General features: G+C 72.4%; 15 protein-coding genes. 11 read left to right on the plus strand and 4 right to left on the minus strand.

The features are described from left to right. Positions 1-61 precede the first annotated feature (61 nt). Complete coding sequence (locus ES689_RS15615; protein WP_191330305.1) at positions 62-724, minus strand: hypothetical protein; 663 nt, start codon at positions 722-724, stop codon at positions 62-64. Positions 725-879: 155 nt separating this feature from the next. On the opposite strand from ES689_RS15615, the gene ES689_RS08640 reads away from it, so the two are divergent. Beyond that, a complete protein-coding gene (locus tag ES689_RS08640; protein WP_146902896.1) occupies positions 880-2,451 on the plus strand; it encodes a glycosyltransferase family 39 protein in 1,572 nt (523 codons plus the stop codon). On the opposite strand, the gene ES689_RS08645 is transcribed toward ES689_RS08640, so the two are convergent. Further along, the gene (locus tag ES689_RS08645) at positions 2,393-3,688 is read right to left on the minus strand and encodes a hypothetical protein (protein ID WP_146902899.1); all 1,296 of its coding nucleotides are present in this window, start codon (positions 3,686-3,688) and stop codon (positions 2,393-2,395) included. The two genes, ES689_RS08640 and ES689_RS08645, sit on opposite strands and share 59 nt — an antisense overlap. Before the next feature lie 307 nt (positions 3,689-3,995). Here ES689_RS08645 and ES689_RS08650 point away from each other — a divergent pair, with 307 nt between their 5' ends. Further along, a complete protein-coding gene (locus ES689_RS08650; RefSeq protein WP_146902902.1) occupies positions 3,996-6,527 on the plus strand; it encodes a nitrous oxide reductase family maturation protein NosD in 2,532 nt (843 codons plus the stop codon). A 138-nt stretch (positions 6,528-6,665) separates the two neighbouring features. Here the strand turns inward: ES689_RS08650 and ES689_RS08655 are convergent, their stop codons facing one another. Next, complete coding sequence (locus ES689_RS08655) at positions 6,666-7,514, minus strand: helix-turn-helix transcriptional regulator (RefSeq protein ID WP_146902905.1); 849 nt, start codon at positions 7,512-7,514, stop codon at positions 6,666-6,668. A 144-nt stretch (positions 7,515-7,658) separates the two neighbouring features. On the opposite strand from ES689_RS08655, the gene ES689_RS08660 reads away from it, so the two are divergent. The 6 genes from ES689_RS08660 to ES689_RS08685 all read left to right on the plus strand — a co-directional run bounded on the left by ES689_RS08660 (position 7,659) and on the right by ES689_RS08685 (position 12,436). Further along, a complete protein-coding gene (locus ES689_RS08660) occupies positions 7,659-8,405 on the plus strand; it encodes an SDR family oxidoreductase (protein WP_146902908.1) in 747 nt (248 codons plus the stop codon). A gap of 191 nt (positions 8,406-8,596) precedes the next feature. After that, positions 8,597-9,271: a tRNA (adenosine(37)-N6)-threonylcarbamoyltransferase complex dimerization subunit type 1 TsaB gene (gene tsaB, locus ES689_RS08665; RefSeq protein ID WP_146902911.1), complete on the plus strand. Its 675-nt coding sequence runs from the start codon at positions 8,597-8,599 to the stop codon at positions 9,269-9,271. Beyond that, positions 9,268-9,810, plus strand: a complete 543-nt coding sequence (rimI, locus tag ES689_RS08670) for a ribosomal protein S18-alanine N-acetyltransferase (protein ID WP_146902914.1) — start codon at positions 9,268-9,270, stop codon at positions 9,808-9,810. The genes tsaB and rimI overlap by 4 nt, the downstream gene beginning before the upstream one ends. Then, complete coding sequence (gene tsaD / locus ES689_RS08675; RefSeq protein WP_146902917.1) at positions 9,807-10,886, plus strand: tRNA (adenosine(37)-N6)-threonylcarbamoyltransferase complex transferase subunit TsaD; 1,080 nt, start codon at positions 9,807-9,809, stop codon at positions 10,884-10,886. The genes rimI and tsaD overlap by 4 nt, the downstream gene beginning before the upstream one ends. Positions 10,887-10,987: 101 nt before the next feature. Then, positions 10,988-11,359 (plus strand): DUF4190 domain-containing protein, encoded by a 372-nt coding sequence (locus ES689_RS08680; protein ID WP_146902919.1) that lies wholly within the window; start codon positions 10,988-10,990, stop codon positions 11,357-11,359. 159 nt (positions 11,360-11,518) lie between these two features. Further along, a complete protein-coding gene (locus ES689_RS08685) occupies positions 11,519-12,436 on the plus strand; it encodes a DUF4190 domain-containing protein (RefSeq protein WP_146902922.1) in 918 nt (305 codons plus the stop codon). A gap of 110 nt (positions 12,437-12,546) precedes the next feature. Here the strand turns inward: ES689_RS08685 and ES689_RS08690 are convergent, their stop codons facing one another. After that, a complete protein-coding gene (locus ES689_RS08690) occupies positions 12,547-13,734 on the minus strand; it encodes an SAM-dependent methyltransferase (protein ID WP_146902946.1) in 1,188 nt (395 codons plus the stop codon). 141 nt (positions 13,735-13,875) lie between these two features. Here ES689_RS08690 and groES point away from each other — a divergent pair, with 141 nt between their 5' ends. The 3 genes from groES to ES689_RS08705 all read left to right on the plus strand — a co-directional run bounded on the left by groES (position 13,876) and on the right by ES689_RS08705 (position 16,843). Further along, on the plus strand, positions 13,876-14,172 hold the full coding sequence (gene groES, locus ES689_RS08695; RefSeq protein WP_123355202.1) for a co-chaperone GroES: 297 nt from the start codon (positions 13,876-13,878) through the stop codon (positions 14,170-14,172). 211 nt (positions 14,173-14,383) lie between these two features. Next, the gene (gene rarD, locus ES689_RS08700) at positions 14,384-15,400 is read left to right on the plus strand and encodes an EamA family transporter RarD (RefSeq protein ID WP_146902949.1); all 1,017 of its coding nucleotides are present in this window, start codon (positions 14,384-14,386) and stop codon (positions 15,398-15,400) included. Positions 15,401-15,508: 108 nt separating this feature from the next. After that, positions 15,509-16,843, plus strand: coding sequence for an ABC transporter substrate-binding protein (locus ES689_RS08705; RefSeq protein WP_146902952.1), 1,335 nt, complete (start codon positions 15,509-15,511; stop codon positions 16,841-16,843). Positions 16,844-17,263 lie beyond the last annotated feature (420 nt).

Raw genomic sequence — 17,263 nt, forward strand, 5'->3', positions numbered from 1 at the left:
CAAGATGACTATAAGGTCCCCCCTTGGGGGGACAGTGGCCCCCGTTGTGGTCACACGAGGGTCAGGAGGTGCTGCCCTCGAACACGACGACGGGCACGCCGACGGCGTAGTCGAACGTCAGCCGGAGTGCGCCCTGATCGTCGACAGGGACGGCGAAGACGTAGACACCTGTAGCCGAACTGCCGGATTCCAGAGTCCCGACGAATGAAGAAGTGCCGGTGGCGAGCGTGTTCGCAGGAACCCGCCCTGTGCCGTACGCCACGGCGACCACCGAGGTCCCCAGGTCGACAGGGCCCGTGGATTCGTTCGTCAGCTCGAGCTCGACACGGACCGCCGGGCCGCTCACCTCGCCGGCGAGGCTCGCCGTGCCGTCCACGCTGGTGACGCCTTTCACCCTCAGGGTGACCCCTGGGACGACGACGGGCGAGGCGTCGAGACTGACGGGTGGTGCCTCTTGTGCGTCCGGGCCGGACGCCGGGAGCTCCTCGTCGGCGGTCTGCCCCGGTGTCGCGTCGGGCCCGGCCGTCGTGGTCGAGGCGGGGGAGGAGGCGCCGGGCGTCGGAGAGCCCGGACCTGCGCCGGGGCCGTCGGGACCGGTGCCGCGAGTCACGCCGACGGCGACGGCGACGCCGATGACGACGACCACAGCTCCCGCGGCGACGAGGATGGCGAGGGGCCGCCGGGGGCGGGCCTTCGCATCGGGAAAGGCGTCGTCGCGGTCCATGCGTGCTCCTCGTTGCCTCGACCTGCCCGGGTCCCGGGCGTCGCGACGGCCGCTGCTAGCATGCCAGCACTCCGGACCCGTCGTACCCGACCCGTCGGTCCCGTCCACGCCGTCCCCGACGGCGACGCCCCGGTCGGCCGTGCGCGAGGACGACGATGACCACTCCAGGGAACACCTCACAGCTCGCGTCGGCGTCGCGCGGGCACGTGATCGCGGACTGGTCGGGATCGGCAACCGCGTCGGTCGTGACCGGCGTCGTGGGCGTCCTCGTCGCGCTGGTCGGCGCCTCCACGGTCTCGCTCTGGACGGACGAGGCCGCGACCGTCTCTGCCGCCTCCCGGAGCCTCCCGGAGCTGTGGGCCCTGCTCCAGCGCATCGACGCCGTCCACGGCGCCTACTACCTGACGATGCACTTCTGGACCGGGCTGGCCGGTACGTCTCCCTTCGCCCTGCGGCTGCCCAGCGCCCTCGCCGTCGGAGTCGCGGTCGCCGGCGTCCACCGTGTGCTCGTCGTCGTGGGGCGGCGCGATGCCGCCCTCGCCGGGGCGGCCGTGGCGATCGTCCTGCCGCGACTCGCCTGGACGGGGATCGAGGCGCGCTCGTTCGGCCTGAGCGCGGCCGTGGCCGTCTGGGCCACCGTGCTGCTCGTGACCGCCTTGCGGGACGGCGGGCGTCGGCGCTGGGCGGGCTACGCGCTGCTCGTCGCCCTGGGGACTGCCCTGAACATCTACGTCGCGCTGCTCGTCGGGGCGCATGCCCTCACCGTGGCACTCATCGGCGGGACCGCCCTGCGGCGTCGCGGCGAGTGGCTCGGCGCGGCCGTCGCCGGCGTCGTGGTCGCGTCGCCCGTCGTGCTGCTGGCTGCCAGGCAACAGGGACAGCTCGGCGACAACCGTCTCGGGCTGATGCAGATGGCTCGGGGCGTGGTCGTCAACCAGTGGTTCCTGGGCGGGACCCCGACCCGTGTCGACTCGACCGCCTCCCCGACCGAGTACTGGGCGCTGGCCGCCCTGGCGCTCGCCGCGGTCGGCTGGGCGCTCGTGCTCGTCGCCGTCGTTCAGTCTGCGCGCGCCGGCCGAGTCGGTGCCTCCGCGCTCGCCGTCCGCGTGCTCCTGCCGATCCTCGTCGTTCCCGTGCTGGTCGTCGTCGCCTACAGCCTGGTCGTGAGTCCGCTGTACAACCCCCGCTACTTCACCTTCGCCGCGCCCGCGTGCGCCGCGCTCGTCGGGCTCGGAGTCGTGTCGCTGCCTCGACCCGGGATCCGTATCGCCGCCCTCGCGGTCGTCGTGGCGCTGAGCGTGCCCGTGCTGGTGTCGCAGAGGCAGGTCACATCGAAGAGCGGTACCGACTGGTCCGAGGCGGCCGGACGCCTCGAGGCCGGGGCTCGGCCCGGCGACGGCGTCTACTTCGCGCCGCTGGACCCGGACCCGGGCCAGGTCGTGCTCCGGACGACGGACAACGTCGCCGTCGTTTACCCCCAGGCCTTCGACGGGCTGGTCGACGTGACGCGCCGAACCGGTCCCCTCGAGCAGGACACCCTGCGAGGTACCTCTTGGCGCCTCGGCTCGCCGGCGGCGAGGCTCGACGACGTCGACCGCCTGTGGGTGGTCGCCCCCGACGACGATCCGACCGGGGACGCGGACGATGCGCTGCTCGAGCGTGCCGGGTTCACCGAGTTCTCGCGCTGGTCAGGCGGGATGACGGTCGTCGAGGAGTGGCGACGCTGAGCTCGTCCGGCACGGGGCGGGGCTGCGTCGGCACGAGCACCAGGGCAAGGGCCAGCACGAGCATCGGCACCGAGGTCAGGAACGGTGCGAAGAACACGTTCCAGGCGCTCTGGGCGGCGGCGTAGAGCAGGATGCCGCTGGCTGTGTGGTCAGCCAGGCGCTTCACCACGCCGGTGACGAGCAGCCCGAGCACGAGCGCGACCAGGGCGAGGCCGAACAGGCCTGACTGTGCCCACAGGTTGCCGAATACGGAGTGGAGCTCGAAGGCGCCGCCGAACATGAAGCGCTCGACGTACCCGTTGTCGGGCTGGTAGCCGATGCTGGACATGCCCTGCTTGGCGACCTGGATGTCGAACGGAGCCGGGACGGACCCTGCGCCGAAGCCCCAGGGGTGTTCGCGCATCAGCGCGAAGGTCGCCGCGAGCTCCGGCCGGCCCCCGAGGATCAGCGACCCGGACGAGCGCAGTTGTTCGAGGCTGCGCGCCTGTGTGTCAGTGCCCAGGTAGCCGTCGATGATGAGCGCTTGTCCCAGCTGGAAGACGATGGCTACGAGAGCGGCGAGGCCGACGACGATGCCCGTCGGCGAGACGCGGCGCTGGCTCCGGCTCAGTGCGATCTGGGCGAACAGCAGCAACGTGGCGAGGAGGAGGAGCCCGAAGGCCGACCGGAAGTCGTTGAGGGCCGCCACGACGGTGAGGACGGCGAGGGTCGCGAGCTCCCAGCGTCGTCCGAGGCGGTGGGCCAGGGCGAGCGCGATGACGGTCACGGGGATGGCGAACCCGAACTTCCACGGGTTGCTCGCGAAGAGCGTCGTCGAGGGGCTGACGGCGAGCGCCAATCCGAGGCCGTACCAGAGCACCGCCCGGTTGGCCCCGAGCACGTCGCAGGCCCATGCGAAGAGGCCCACGCTGACGAGGGCGCCGACGAGCGTGACGGTCATCGGCACAGCTGTCCCGGAGGAGACGGCGTGATCACCGTCGTTGGCCGCGCCGAGCCATATGCCCGCCACGGCCGCGCCTGCCCCGAGCGCCAAGAACGGCACGCCGCCCCGGCGGAGCCGCATCGACCCCCACCACACGGGCAACAGGACGAGCGCCACCACGTGACCGAGGAAGAGACCCTGAGGCAGGGCCAGCCGGTGGCCGAGCACGACGAGCGCTGCCGCCGCGAGGAAGCGCACCCACGTGCGCGGATCGCGCTGCGACTCAGGGGGCAGCGCAGCCCACGGGCGCGTCATGCGTGAACTCTAGCGAGGCCGTCGCGTCGCCGTGGGGTCGCTGAGGCCCCCGTCCGGGCGCCGAGACGACGTCGTCCTGACACGCCTTGTCCCCCGTACGGCGGGCACTCCCACTGGGGGTGCCGGTGGGCGACGCCTGACGTCTAGACAGTACTCAGCACGACGGAGGTCCCGTCTCGACCCAATGATTATGTCGACGACCGTAGCGGTGCCCCCCGTTCAGGGGGTACGCTCCTCCGGTCCGCCATCTGTACCCCACCGCCTCTCTGGCGCCGCGTCCGGCGTCACCACGACGAAACGAGCACCGATGCACGACGCCTCGCCCCTGCCCCGACGATCAGCCGTCCGCCTCCGCACGGCCCTGGGGGTTGCCACCGTCCTCGCCGTCGCGCTCTCCGGCGCCCTCGTTCCCACCTCCGACGCCCAGGCAGCGTCGACGACGGCCGGTTCCGACGCCTCCTCTCGTTCGGTCGCGAAGGGCTGGGGCTCAGCCGACAAGGGCGGCGCGTGGACCACGTGGTCGAGTCCGGCTGCCGGGTTCTCGGTCGGAGGCGGCCTCTCGAAGATCACGGGCCTCGCTCCCGGTGCATCCGCGACGGCGGTCCTCAAGGGCGTCACGGCGGGTCACGGAGAGGTTCGCGTCACGACCGTCCTCCCCAAGGGCCCGACGACGCTCTACCAGGGCTGGGAGCTCCGTCGCCAGGCTGACGGCTCGGCGTATCGCGGACGCGTCGAGCTGGGGCGCACCGGCAAGGTCGTCTTGGCGATCTCCAAGGTGCGCGGCGGCAAAGAGACGAACCTCGGTCGCTTTGCCCTCCCGTCCGACGTGACGGCGGGCTCGACCGTGTCACTGGCGTTCCGCGCCGTCGGCACCGCGCCCGTGACCCTCCAGGCCCGGGCCTGGGTGAAGGGCTCGGCAGTGCCCGGCTGGCAGCTGACGGCCAAGGACTCGGCGGGCGATCGCATCACGCCCGCCGGCACAGTCGGCCTCTGGCAATACGCCGCCGGCAGCAACGCGGCGGCGGTCTCGACCGCATTCGACGACCTGGTCGTCGTCTCGAATCCCCAGGAGTCTGCGCTGACCCCTGCTCCGTCGGATGTTCCGTCCCCGGCGCCCGACCCTGCACCGGCCCCTGCGCCCGCACCGGCCCCTGTGCCTGCACCGGCCCCTGTGCCTGCACCGGCCCCTGTGCCCACTCCGGCACCTGCTCCGGCGACTGGGGCCGGGCAAGGCTCGGCGGCCGTCGGCTCCGCGTCCTACCCGGTGCCGACCGGTGCCCTCTTCGTCAGCCCCGCTGGGAACGACGCCGCCTCGGGGACGCAGGCTGCCCCGTTCCGCACCCTCGCGGGCGCGGTGGCCCGTGCGGCGTCAGGCAGCACGATCGTCCTCCGTGCAGGGACGTACAACGACAGCGTCGTTGTCCCCTTCAACAAGAAGGTGACGATCCAGTCTTACCCGAAGGAGGCCGTCTGGCTCGACGGCACGGTCCCCGTGACGTCGTGGACGCGTGCCGGGTCGGGGTGGAGCACCCCGTGGTCGTTCTTCCCGTCCAGCGACATGGACGGCGCGCTCGACAACCCGAGGTTCGTCTCGCCGTCGTTCCCCTCCGCCGCGAAGCCCGATCAGGTCTTCCTGGACGGGGTGCAGCTCACCCAGGTGACGACGTCGCAGCTCGCGCCCGGCACCTTTGCGGCTGATGCGGCCAGCGGACGGATCCTCGTCGGCAGCGACCCCTCCGGTCGTGACCTGCGCATCAGCAACAAGAAGCAGGCCATCTGGGTCATGTCAGCCGGCTCGACCGTGCGGGGCTTGGGCGTGCGCGGATACGCGACTCCCTACGCCGACCGCGGCGCCATCCGCTTCGGCAACGTCGACGCCACCGCCGAGAACCTGGTCATCCAGGACAACGCGATGATCGGCATCAACCTCGAGAACAACGGGGGCACGCTCTCGCACCTGACGGTCGAGCGCAGCGGCCTCCTGGGGGTCGGGACGAACGCCTCCTACGACCTCGAGCTGACCGACTCGGTCATCCGCCAGAACAACTGGCAGCGCTTCAAGGAGGCGCCCGTCTCGGGCGGCGTGAAGATCACGCGGTCGCGTGGCGTGACGGTGTCGAACAACGACATCAGCCGCAACTACAGCTCCGGTCTCTGGCTCGACGAATCGGTCTACGACTCGAGGATCATCGGGAACACGGTGGTCGACAACGAGTGGACCGGCATCCAGCTCGAGCTCTCGAGCAAGGCGGTCGTCGCCGACAACACGGTGACGGGCGGCAAGGCCGGGATCCAGCTGATGAACACCAACGGCGTGCGCGTCTACAACAACTCGATCGGCGGGGTCAGCCAGTACGGCCTCAAGATCACGCAGGACGAGCGCCGCCAGGCCACGGCCCCGACCGGCCAGGACCGTCGCCGGCCGATCCCGGACGCGACGACGACCTGGGTGACCGGGGACATCACCGTCGCGAACAACGCGTTCGGCAGCGGCGGGCTGTACCAGGTGCTCGTCTTCGACAGCAAGACGGGCCGCTCGGCAGACTCGATGGGCATCCTCGTGACGGGCAACGCCTTCAACAAGCGAGTGACCACCGCGCAGGCCACGCTGCTGGGCTGGGGCGCCGCCGACAACAAGACGATCACCCGGCTCGACTCGGTCGCGGCGATCGCGGCGCGGAAGCCCTCCTGGCGGAACGTCGAGACGGGATCGGTGCTCGGCCTCGGCTCCATGCTGAGCCTGCTGGCGTCGTCCGTCGGGATCGCCGCCTCGCTCCCCGCCGACATCGCGGCCCTGGTCGGCCAGCCCGGCACGGCGAGGAAGATCGGCGCCTTCTGACCCGGCGTCCCCTCTCCGCTCCTCATTCAGGAAGATCCGTCCTGAGCGGTGCGGGGAGGGGACGCGGCGTCCTGAGGCGTGCAGCATGCAGGACCGCGCGAGCGCATCCTCCTGAGGAACGGCCGCAGCCCCGCCGACTCAGTCGCGGGCGGTGCTGAACCGCTGCTCGCCCACGACGCCGAGCAGCGCGAGCGCCTCGCCCGCGCCCGACCCCGGCATGGGCGTGAGCACCAGCAGCACCTGCGACTGGTCCTCGGTGAACAGCGCCTGGCAGTGCACCTCGATCTCGCCGACCTCGGGGTGCAGCAGGGTCTTGTGCTCGTCGAAGCGGCTGCCCACCTCCTGCAGGTCCCAGTAGCGACGGAACTCCTCGCTCGACGCGAGCAGGCTCGCCACCACCAGTGCCGCCAGGGGGTCAGGGTCGGCCATCGACGCGGCGACCCGCAGCTGGGCGACCTGGAGCCGGCCCTGGTGCTCGTGGTCGCGCTCCGGGTACTGGCCGCGCGCCTCCGGGTGGGCGAACCAGCGGTGGATGCCGCTGCGGTCGAGGCCGGTCCAGCCGAGCCCGTCGCCGAAGACCGCGGCGGCGAGACGGTTCTGCGCCAGGGTCTCGCCGAGCTCGGTGATGACGAGCGCTGGTGTGTCGTCGAGGCGGTCGAGCACGCGCATCAGGCCGGGGCTCACGTGGGGCGAGAGCCGGGCGCGGCGGGGAGCCTCATGGCCGGCGAGACGGAAGAGGTGGTCGCGCTCGTCGAGGTCGAGGCGCAGCCCGCGCGCGATGGCCGTGAGCATCTGGTCGGAGGGCTGCGGCCCCCGGCGCTGCTCGAGGCGGGCCCAGTAGTCGGACGACATGCCGACGACCGCGGCGATCTCCTCCCGCCGCAGGCCGGCCGTGCGACGACGGGCGCCGACGGGCAGGCCGACATCGGAGGGCTGCAGCGCCTCGCGGCGTGCACGGAGGAACTCGGCGAGTCCGGGACGGTCCATGGGCCCATCCTCGACCCTGGCCGCTGCGGGGACCAGGGACCGGCGCTCCCCCGATCGGCGCTCCCTTTCCCCCGAGGGAGGCGCGGCGCAGGCTGGACCGCGACGGGGCGCCGCGCCCCGACGGCCACTGACCGAGGAGACACCATGAAGACCACCGGCAACACAGTCCTGATCACCGGCGCCACGTCGGGCATCGGCCTCGGCCTCGCCGAGCGCCTGAGCGCCCGCGGCGACACCGTGATCGTCGCCGGCCGCCGCCGCGCCCTGCTCGACGAGATCGTCGCGACGCACCCCGGCGTGCACGCCGTCGAGCTCGACGTCGCCGACCCCGAGTCGATCCGCTCGGCCTTCGAGACGGTCACCCGCGAGCACCCCGACCTCGACGTCGTCGTCACGATGGCGGGCATCATGCTCCCCGAGGACCTGCGCGACCCTGCGCACCTCGCCGTCGCCGAGTCGATCGTCACGACGAACCTGCTCGGCACGATCCGCACCGCCGCCGCATTCGGCCCCTGGCTCGCGGCCAAGCCCGACGGCGTGCTGATGACCGTCTCGTCGGGCCTGGCGTTCGTGCCCCTGCCCGTGACGCCGACCTACTCCGCCACCAAGGCCGCGGTGCACTCGTTCACCCAGAGCCTGCGCGTGCAGTGGGCCGACACGCCCCTGCAGGTCGTCGAGCTCGTGCCGCCGGCGGTGCAGACCACGCTGATGGGCCAGCAGGACGACGAGTCGGCGATGCCGCTCGAGGAGTTCCTGGACGAGACCGTGAGCATCCTCGAGCAGCAGCCCGACGTCGAGGAGGTGCTCGTGCAGCGCGTCCGGTTCCTCCGCGACGCCGAGGCCGAGGGGCGCCACGCGGACGTGCTCGCGCTCCTCTCGCAGCACCGCTGACCCGCGCCTCCTGTCCCTCTCCTCATTCAGGAAGACGTGTCCTGATCCGCGCGGGGGAGGGAGCCGCGGTCCTGGATCGTGCACGGTTCAGGAAGTCGACCCCTCGGCCTCCTGAGTCCTGCTGCGTCGGGCATCCGACCCCAGCCGAGGAGGCGGCGGCCGCGTCGGCGGCACCGCCTACGATTGACCTCGTGATCCTGGCCATCGACACCTCAGCCGGCACGGCCGTCGCCGTCGTCGACCGCGACGGCGGGGTCCTCGCCGAGCGGTCCGTCGCCGACACCCGTCGGCACGCCGAGGTGATCGGCACGCTCATCGAGGCTGTCACGACCGAGGCCGGCGTCTCGCCGCGCGACCTCAGCGCCGTCGTGGCAGGGGTCGGGCCCGGCCCGTTCACCGGTCTCCGGGTCGGCATCGTCGCCGCCCGCGCGTACGCGTTCGGCGCCGGGGTGCCCTGTCTCGCCGTCGGCAGCCACGACGCGGTCGCCTTCCAGCGCCTCAGCGCCGCGGCCGGCAGGTCGGTCGCCGACGCGGGCGGCCGCCTCGACTCCCCGCTCGTCGTGGTGACCGACGCGCGCCGCCGCGAGGTGGCGTGGACGGCCTGGGCGGGCCTCGACGACGACGGCCTCCCCGTGGCGGCCGGGGGGCCCGCGCTCGTGGTGCCGGCGCTCCTCGGCGAGGCGACCGGCGCCTCCTCGACGTGGCCCCGCACCGACCCCGACGACACCGTCGTGTCGGCCGGGGCGCTCGGCATGCTGGCCGAGCGGCTCTTCGAGCACGGCCGGCCGTTCGCCGACGCGGCTCCTCTCTACCTGCGCGAGCCGGACGTGACGCCGGCGGCCCGGCCGAAGACGGTCAGCCAGTGAGCTTCCGGCTGCGTCGCGCCTCCGTCGACGACCTCGACGCCGTCATGGCCATCGAGACGTCCGTGTTCGTGAACGACGCCTGGTCACGCGAGGGCATGGCGCACGAGCTCGCCTCCCGCGACGGCTTCTACCTCGTCGCCGTGCCCGACGTCGACGACACCCGCATCGTGGGTTACAGCGGTCTGATGGTGCTGCCCGGGGCTCCCGACGCCGACGTGCAGACCATCGCGGTGCTGCCCGAGGCGCGTCGCGTCGGGCTCGGGCGGGCCCTCATGGGGCAGATGATCGCCGAGGCCAGGCGACGCGGCGTCCGCGACGTGTTCCTCGAGGTGCGCGCGGACAACCCCGGGGCGCAGAGCCTCTACGAGTCGCTCGGCTTCGAGGGGATCGCGGTGCGGCCCCGTTACTACATGCCCGACGGCGTGGACGCGGTGGTGATGCGCCTGCAGGTGCCGGCGACGACGACCGAGCTCGCGGGCACCGCCGCCGCGTCGGCGACCGCCGTGACCGAGACGAGCGAGAGCGAGCAGCTGCCGTGACCGAGACGACCGCCTCCTCGACGCCGGCCCACGCTCCCGTCGTGCTCGGCATCGAGACCAGCTGCGACGAGACCGGGGTCGGCATCGTCCGGGGCACCGAGCTGCTCGCCAACGTCATCTCGTCGTCCATGGACGAGCACGCGCGCTACGGCGGCGTCGTGCCCGAGGTCGCCGCGCGCGCCCACCTCGACGCGATGGAGCCTGCCCTGCGTGCGGCGCTCGCGGAGGCCGGGCTCACACTCGACGAGGTCGACGCGATCGCCGTGACGAGCGGCCCCGGGCTGGCCGGCGCGCTCATGGTCGGCGTCGGGGCCGCGAAGGCCCTCGCCCTCGCGACGGGCAAGCCCCTCTACGCCGTGAACCACCTCGTCGGGCACGTCGGCGCCGACGTGCTGCGAGACGACGGCAGCGACCTCGAGCTGCCGACCGTCGCCCTGCTCGTCTCGGGCGGCCACACCTCGCTGCTGCACGTGCGCGACCTCGTCGACGACGTGCAGCTGCTGGGCGAGACCATCGACGACGCGGCGGGCGAGGCGTTCGACAAGGTCGCCCGTCTGCTCGGGCTGCCCTATCCCGGCGGGCCCCACATCGACCGCGTGGCCGTCGGCGGGGACCCTGCGGCGATCCGGTTCCCGAGGGGGCTCACCCTCCCGAAGGACAGAGCCGCGCACCGGTGGGACTTCTCGTTCTCCGGCCTCAAGACCGCCGTCGCGCGGTGGGTCGAGCGCCGCCGTGACGAGGGGCAGGAGGTGCCGGTCGCCGACGTGGCCGCCAGCTTCCGCGAGGCGGTCGCCGACGTCCTGCTCACGAAGGCGCTCGACGCGTGTGCCGAGCTGGGCGTGCCGCGCCTCCTGCTCGGCGGGGGCGTCGTCGCCAACGCGCGGGTCCGACAGCTGGCGGAGGAGCGCTGCGCCGCCGCCGGGATCGAGCTGCGCGTGCCGCCCTTGTCGCTCTGCACCGACAACGGCGCCATGATCGCGGCCCTCGGCGCTCAGCTCGTCTCTCGCGGGCGTGCGCCGTCGCCGCTCGACTTCGGGGCGGACTCGACCCTGCCGGTGACGGTCGTCCAGGTCTGACGCGGGCCGCGCCCCGTTGTCCACAGGCGGCGTGCTCAGCCGAGCCGTCCCCTGCCCCTCGCGCTAGGGTGGGGGCCTCACGACCAAGGAGACCACGGGACATGACCGATCAGAACCCGGCCCCCCAGGGCCAGCCCTACCAGCAGGACGCCTACCAGCAGAACCCGTACCAGGCGCCGCCGGCGCCGAACGGCGGCTACGGTGCACCTGCGCAGCGCAACTCGCTCGCACTCGTCGCCCTCATCCTCGGCATCGCCGGCTTCTTCACGGGCATCGCGAGCATCGGCGCGATCGTCGTGGGCCACATCTCGCTCAGCCAGATCAAGAAGACCGGCGAAGAGGGCCGGAGCATGGCGCTCTGGGGGCTCATCCTCGGATACGTCGCGGTCGCGCTCTTCATCATCGCCATCGTCTTCGTGATCATCTTCGTCGCGGCCGCCGCCTCGACCGGCATCAACTACGACACCTACTGAGTCGGTCGCGCGCCTCCTGGCCCGGGCACCCCGGGCGCTCCAGGGCTCGATGGATAGCATGACGGGGTCCGCGCTCACCGGCGCGGGCCCCGTTCCCGCACCTTGAGCGCGTCGACCACGCGACTCGTCCGCAGCAGCCCCGCACGCGAAAGGCTCCTCATGGCCACCGACGACCCGAACACCGAGCGGCCGGCTCCCGGCTCCGCTCCCTCGCCTGCCCCGTCGGGCGACCACGACCGACCTGCCTCGTCGCCGCCGCTGCCGCCCACCGCCTTCCCCGGCGCCGCCTCGCAGCCGCCCGCGCCTCAGCCCTCGCACCACCCGTTCGTGGCTCCGGGGGCCGCGGCGTCGGCGCCGCAGGCGCCGGCGTCGGCTCCGTACGGTGCGCCGCAGGCGCCGGCGTCGGCTCCGTACGGTGCGCCGCAGGCTCCGGCGTCGGCTCCGTACGGTGCGCCGCAGGCGCCGGCGTCGGCTCCGTACGGTGCGCCGCAGGCGCCTCCTCGGCCCGTCTACGGCCAGCCGGGCCAACAGGCCTACGGTGCCCCGCAGCAGCACGCGGTTCCCCCGCAGCAGCCGTACGGCGCTCCGCAGCAGCCGTACGGCGCTCCCGCGCAGCAGTACGGCGCCGCGCCTCAGCAGTACGGTGCTCCCGCGCAGCAGTACAGCGCCGCGCCTCAGCCGTACGGCGCCCCGCCGCAGCAGTACGGCTCACCCCAGCAGCCCTACGGCGCACCCCAGCAGCCCTACGGCGCTGCCTACTCGCCGTACGCCTCCGCAGGTGCCACGAAGCCCTCGAGCGTGCTCAGCATCTTGTCCCTCGTCGCCGCCGTCGTGGGGGCCCTCGGCGTGATCGTCACGTTCGGGGCCGCCGTGGTGTTCTCGATCGCAGGGGTCGTCCTCGGGCACATCGCGAGCCGCCGCGAGCGAACGTCACGCAAGCTGTGGCTGCCGGGCCTGATCGTCGGCTACGCGGGCATCGCGCTCGCGGTGATCATCTGGATCGGGATCATCGTGTTCTTCGCGAGCATGCCCGGCGGGTCCTCCGGCACGTTCGACGGCGGCTACGGGCAGTCCTGACCCGCACCTCCCAGGGCTGACCGCGAGGGCGGCCGGCCCACAGGGCTGCGAGGCAGCCGCGCAGCCGGCCGCCAGCGCCCGCAGCCGCCACGACGGCGGGGGCACCGTCCTCAGACGCGCTCGCAGAGCAGCGCCGTGTGGCGGCCCGCCACCCGTGTCAGGACGAGTGTCGCCGCGTGCGTGCCCTGCAGCGACAGCCGCTTGCGGAACGCCGCGGGGTCGACGTCCACGCCGCGCTTCTTGATCTCGAGGCGACCGATGCCGCGGGTGCGCAGCTCGCGCTTGAGCGTCTTCTCGTCGAGCGGGAACGTCTCGACCACACGGAACACCTGAGCGAACGGCGTCTCGACCGCCTCGTCCGAGGTGAGCCAGGCGATGTCGCGGCTGAGGGTCCTGGCGCCGAGTCGCCTGGCCAGGTCGCCGATCAGCCGGGCGCGGATCACGGCGCCGTCGGGCTCGTAGAGGTACTCGCCGAGATCGCCGACCTCGACGTCGTCGGAGTCGGCGGGGGCCGTCAGCTCAGCCGCGCCGTGCGTGCCCACGACGAGGGCTGCTCGCCCCACGCCGGGGCGTGCGAGCGGCCCGAACCAGACGCCGACCTCGACGACCTCGCGGTCGACCGAGATCCACTGGCACTCCGCGTCGGCGGGCAGCAGCTCGCGGTCGACTCCCGGGCCCAGCTTGACGCCGGTCGGCAGGCGCTCTGCCCAGCCGAAGGCGACGTCGAGGGAGGGCGACCAGTCGGCAGGGTCTGCCAGGCGCCTCGTCGTGCCGTGGCCGGCGGTGCGTCGCGCCGGGTCGAGGAACACGCCCTGGACGTCGCCGACGTCCACCGTCGCGGCGTCGCCGTGCACGACGCGGGACGACGCCCACGGCGCGAGGTTGTAGGAGGCGACGGCCGCGGTGACCTCGTCGCGGTCGACCGCGAGCACGTCGAGCTCGAGGGCGGCCAGCGCCAGCGCGTCGCCGCCGATGCCGCAGCCGAGGTCGGCGACGCTGCCGAGCCCTGCGGTCCGGTAGCGACCCGCGTGACGGGCGGCGACGGGGAGGCGGGTGGCCTGCTCGAGACCGGCCTCGGTGAACAGCATGCGGCTGGCGAAGTCCCCGAACTTCGTGACGGCCTTGGCCCGCAGCCTCGACTGGCTCAGCACCGCGGCCACGAGGGAGGGGGAGTGGCCCTGGCGGCGGAGGGCCGCGACCGACGCGACGACGTCGTCCGACGCGCTCCACGGCGGGAGCGAGTCGAGCAGCCGGAGGCCCTCGGGCGAGAGAACGTCGAGGAGCTCAGCGGTGTCCATGCCCCCAGTCTCGCCCATCGCCGACCGACTCTGGCACTCGGATTGACCGAGTGCCAGTTCGGCTCTACAGTTGATCTGGCACTCGCACGTGGCAAGTGCCAGCCCACGTTCTACGAAGTTCCGAGAAAGCAGAGGTCAACCGTGTCGGTCTCCATCAAGCCGCTCGAAGATCGCATCGTCATCCAGCAGGTCGAAGCCGAGCAGACCACGGCTTCCGGCCTCGTGATCCCCGACACCGCCAAGGAGAAGCCCCAGGAGGGCGAGGTCGTGGCGGTCGGACCGGGTCGCATCGACGACAACGGCAACCGCGTGCCGCTCGACGTCGCCGTCGGCGACAAGGTCATCTACAGCAAGTACGGCGGCACCGAGGTCAAGTACGCCGGCGAGGACTACCTCGTCCTCTCGGCGCGCGACGTCCTCGCCGTCATCGTCCGCTAGTCAGACGACGCACCTGATCCACCCGAAGGCCCCCGCTCAGGCGGGGGCCTTCGTCGTGCCCGGCAGGCAGGACGGCACGCGACACTGCAGGCGGGACGGCAGGCAGCACGGCGGCCGGAACGGCAGCTGAGCGGGCCACGGTGGCAGGAGTGGCCGTGTCCGGTGACGGCGGCCCGCCCTAGAGTCGTCCCGTGAACCGCAGAGCGCTCTCGTGACCCGCACCCGCACCTCCTCGTCGGGCGGTCTGGCCTACGCCGTCAGCGCCTACGGCCTGTGGGGCGTGCTGCCGGTGTTCTTCCTGCTCATGTCGCCCTCGGGGCCGTTCGAGATCGTCTCGTGGCGCATCCTGTTCTCCCTCGCCTTCTGCGTCGTGCTGCTCGCCGTCACCCGCAAGTTCCCGGCGTTCCTGGCCCTGCTGCGGCAGGGGCGCATCGTCGGCACCATGGCGCTCGCCGGTGCGCTCATCGTCGTCAACTGGACGACCTTCATCGTCGCTACCCTGGCCGGGCACGTCGTCGAGGCGGCCCTCGGCTACTTCATCAACCCGATCGTCACGGTGCTGCTGGCGGTGCTGGTGCTGCGCGAGCGCCTCCGGCCGGTGCAGTGGGTCGCGATCGGCCTGAGCGCCGTGGCCGTCGTCGTCATCACGGTGGGCACGGGCGGCGTGCCGTGGCCCTCGCTGATCATGGCCTTCTCGTTCGGGGCCTACGGCCTGGTCAAGAAGCAGATGGGCGGCAAGGTCGACGCCGTCGGCGGGCTGACGCTCGAGACCATGGCGGTGGCGCCGTTCGCGGCGGTCGCGCTCGTCGTCCTGGCGGTCACGGGCATCGGCGGGGGCGTGGTGTTCGGCTCGGTCAGCCTGCTGCACACCCTGACCGTGGTCAGCTCGGGGATCGTGACGGCCGTGCCGCTCCTCCTGTTCGCCGCGGCCGCCCGTCGCCTTCCCCTCGCGACCATCGGGCTGACCCAGTACCTCGCGCCCGTCCTGCAGTTCGTCGTGGGCGTCGTCCTGCTGCGGGAGGAGATGCCGACGAGCCGGTGGATCGGCTTCGCGATCGTCTGGGTCGCGCTGATCGTGCTGACGACCGACATGGTGCTGACGAGCCGGAACAACCGGGCACGAGGCCGGGCGGCCGACCGTGCGGCGACGCTCGCGCCCGACCCTGCGGGCGGGCGTCCCGCAGGTGCTGAGTCGATGTCACGAATTGCTAACGAAACGGCAGGGTGACCGGGAGAACACACGCAGGAAACATTCCGCCCCTAGTTTCTTCTCAATCGCGGGGACCGTCCACCTAGTGTCGGTCCGGCTGTACGCGCTTCATGAAAGGGACCACGGATGATCCGATCCACCAAAGGGCTGAGGGCCCTGGCGCTCGCAGGAGCCGCCTCCGTTCTGCTCGCAGCCTGTTCCACCACCTCGTCCTCGACCGACGACCCGTCGTCGTCCGCGTCGTCGACGACCAAGGCCGACCCCGCGGCCTCCTGCGAGGCGCCCAGCAGCCCCGGCCAGGACGCCCTCCGCATCGGCACGATCCTGCCGAACACGGGCACGCTCGCCTACCTGGCCCCGCCCGCCGAGGCCGGCGTCGGCCTCGCCGTCGAGGACATCAACGCCGCCGGCGGCGTGCTCGGCCAGGACGTCACCATCGACCCCGCCACCGACTCGGGCGACAGCAACGACCTGACCGTCTCGAGCGCCGCGGCGACGCAGCTCATCGACGCGGATGTGCCGGTCGCGATCGGCGCCGAGTCCTCGAGCGTCACGCTCAACGTCATCGACCAGCTCACCGCCGCCTGCATCGTCGAGATCTCGCCCGCCAACACGGCGACCTCGCTCAGCGGCTACTCGTCGTACTACTTCCGCACCGCTCCGCCGGACTCGGTCCAGGGCAGCGCGCTGGGCACGCAGATCGTCAACGACGGTCGTGCCAACGTCGCGTTCCTCGTCTTCAACGACACCTACGGCACCGGCCTCCGCGACTCCGTCCAGGAGTCGATCGAGGCCTCGGGCGGCACCGTCGTCTACGGCGCCTCCGGCGAGGGCCAGGAGTTCCCCCCCGGCCAGACCACGTTCTCGTCCGAGGTGACGGCCGCCCTGGCCACGAACCCCGACGCGATCGTCGTGCTCGCCTTCGACGAGACCAAGTCGATCGTCCCCGAGCTCATCTCGCAGGGCGCCGACATCAGCACCGTCTACATGTCGGACGGCAACACGGCCGACTACAGCGAGGACTTCGACCCGGGCACCCTCGCCGGTGCCCAGGGCACGATCCCCGGCGCGTTCCCGTCGACCGACCTGCAGTCGCGCTTCGCCGAGTTCTACCAGCGCACCGCGGGCTCGGCCCTGGCCGACTACTCGTACGCACAGGAGTCCTACGACGCCGTCATCCTCGCAGCGCTCGCCGCGGTGAAGGGCGGCGGAACGGACTCCGGCACCATCCAGGCCAACATGGCCGCGGTGTCGGGTGCTGACGAGGGCACCGAGTGCAGCACGTTCGCGGACTGCGTCACGGCCATCGAGGCCGGCGACGACATCCACTACACGGGCCCCTCGGGCATCGGTGCGTTCGACGACAACAACGACCCGTCGAGCGCCTTCATCGGCATCTACAAGTTCGACGACAACAACGTCCCCGTCTACCAGACGGCGGTCGAGGGCCAGGTCGAGTAACACGGCCCCTGCCTGACGGAGAGGCCCCGGTGCTGCGGCACCGGGGCCTCTCTGCGTTCCCGGGTGCCCTGCGTGCTGTGGGCTCTCCGCGAGCCGGACCGCGGCCTCCCGGGGTGCTCGCGACGCACCTCCTCGAGACCGCCCGGCTCCACTGCCCGTGATCTGAGAGTGACCCGAGCTGCACGACGCCTCGGAGCCAGCCTCTACGGGGACGTCTCAGAGCATCTCTCTCGCTTCGGGGTGCAGGGCAGGTGTACTCAGCCGAGCGCAGGCAGCGAAGGAGGCGCGGTGCAGCACGGGCGCGACAGGCCCCGTCACCGGCGCCCCCGCCTCCACACCGTCCCCCACGCACGACGAAGGCCCCGCACGAGATCGTGCGGGGCCTGATCGTCGCACTGACGAGAGTGCGTGAGCTGCAAG

Origin of the sequence: Frigoribacterium sp. ACAM 257, from assembly GCF_007954365.1 — a bacterium.
Classification (GTDB): Bacteria; Actinomycetota; Actinomycetes; order Actinomycetales; family Microbacteriaceae; genus Frigoribacterium.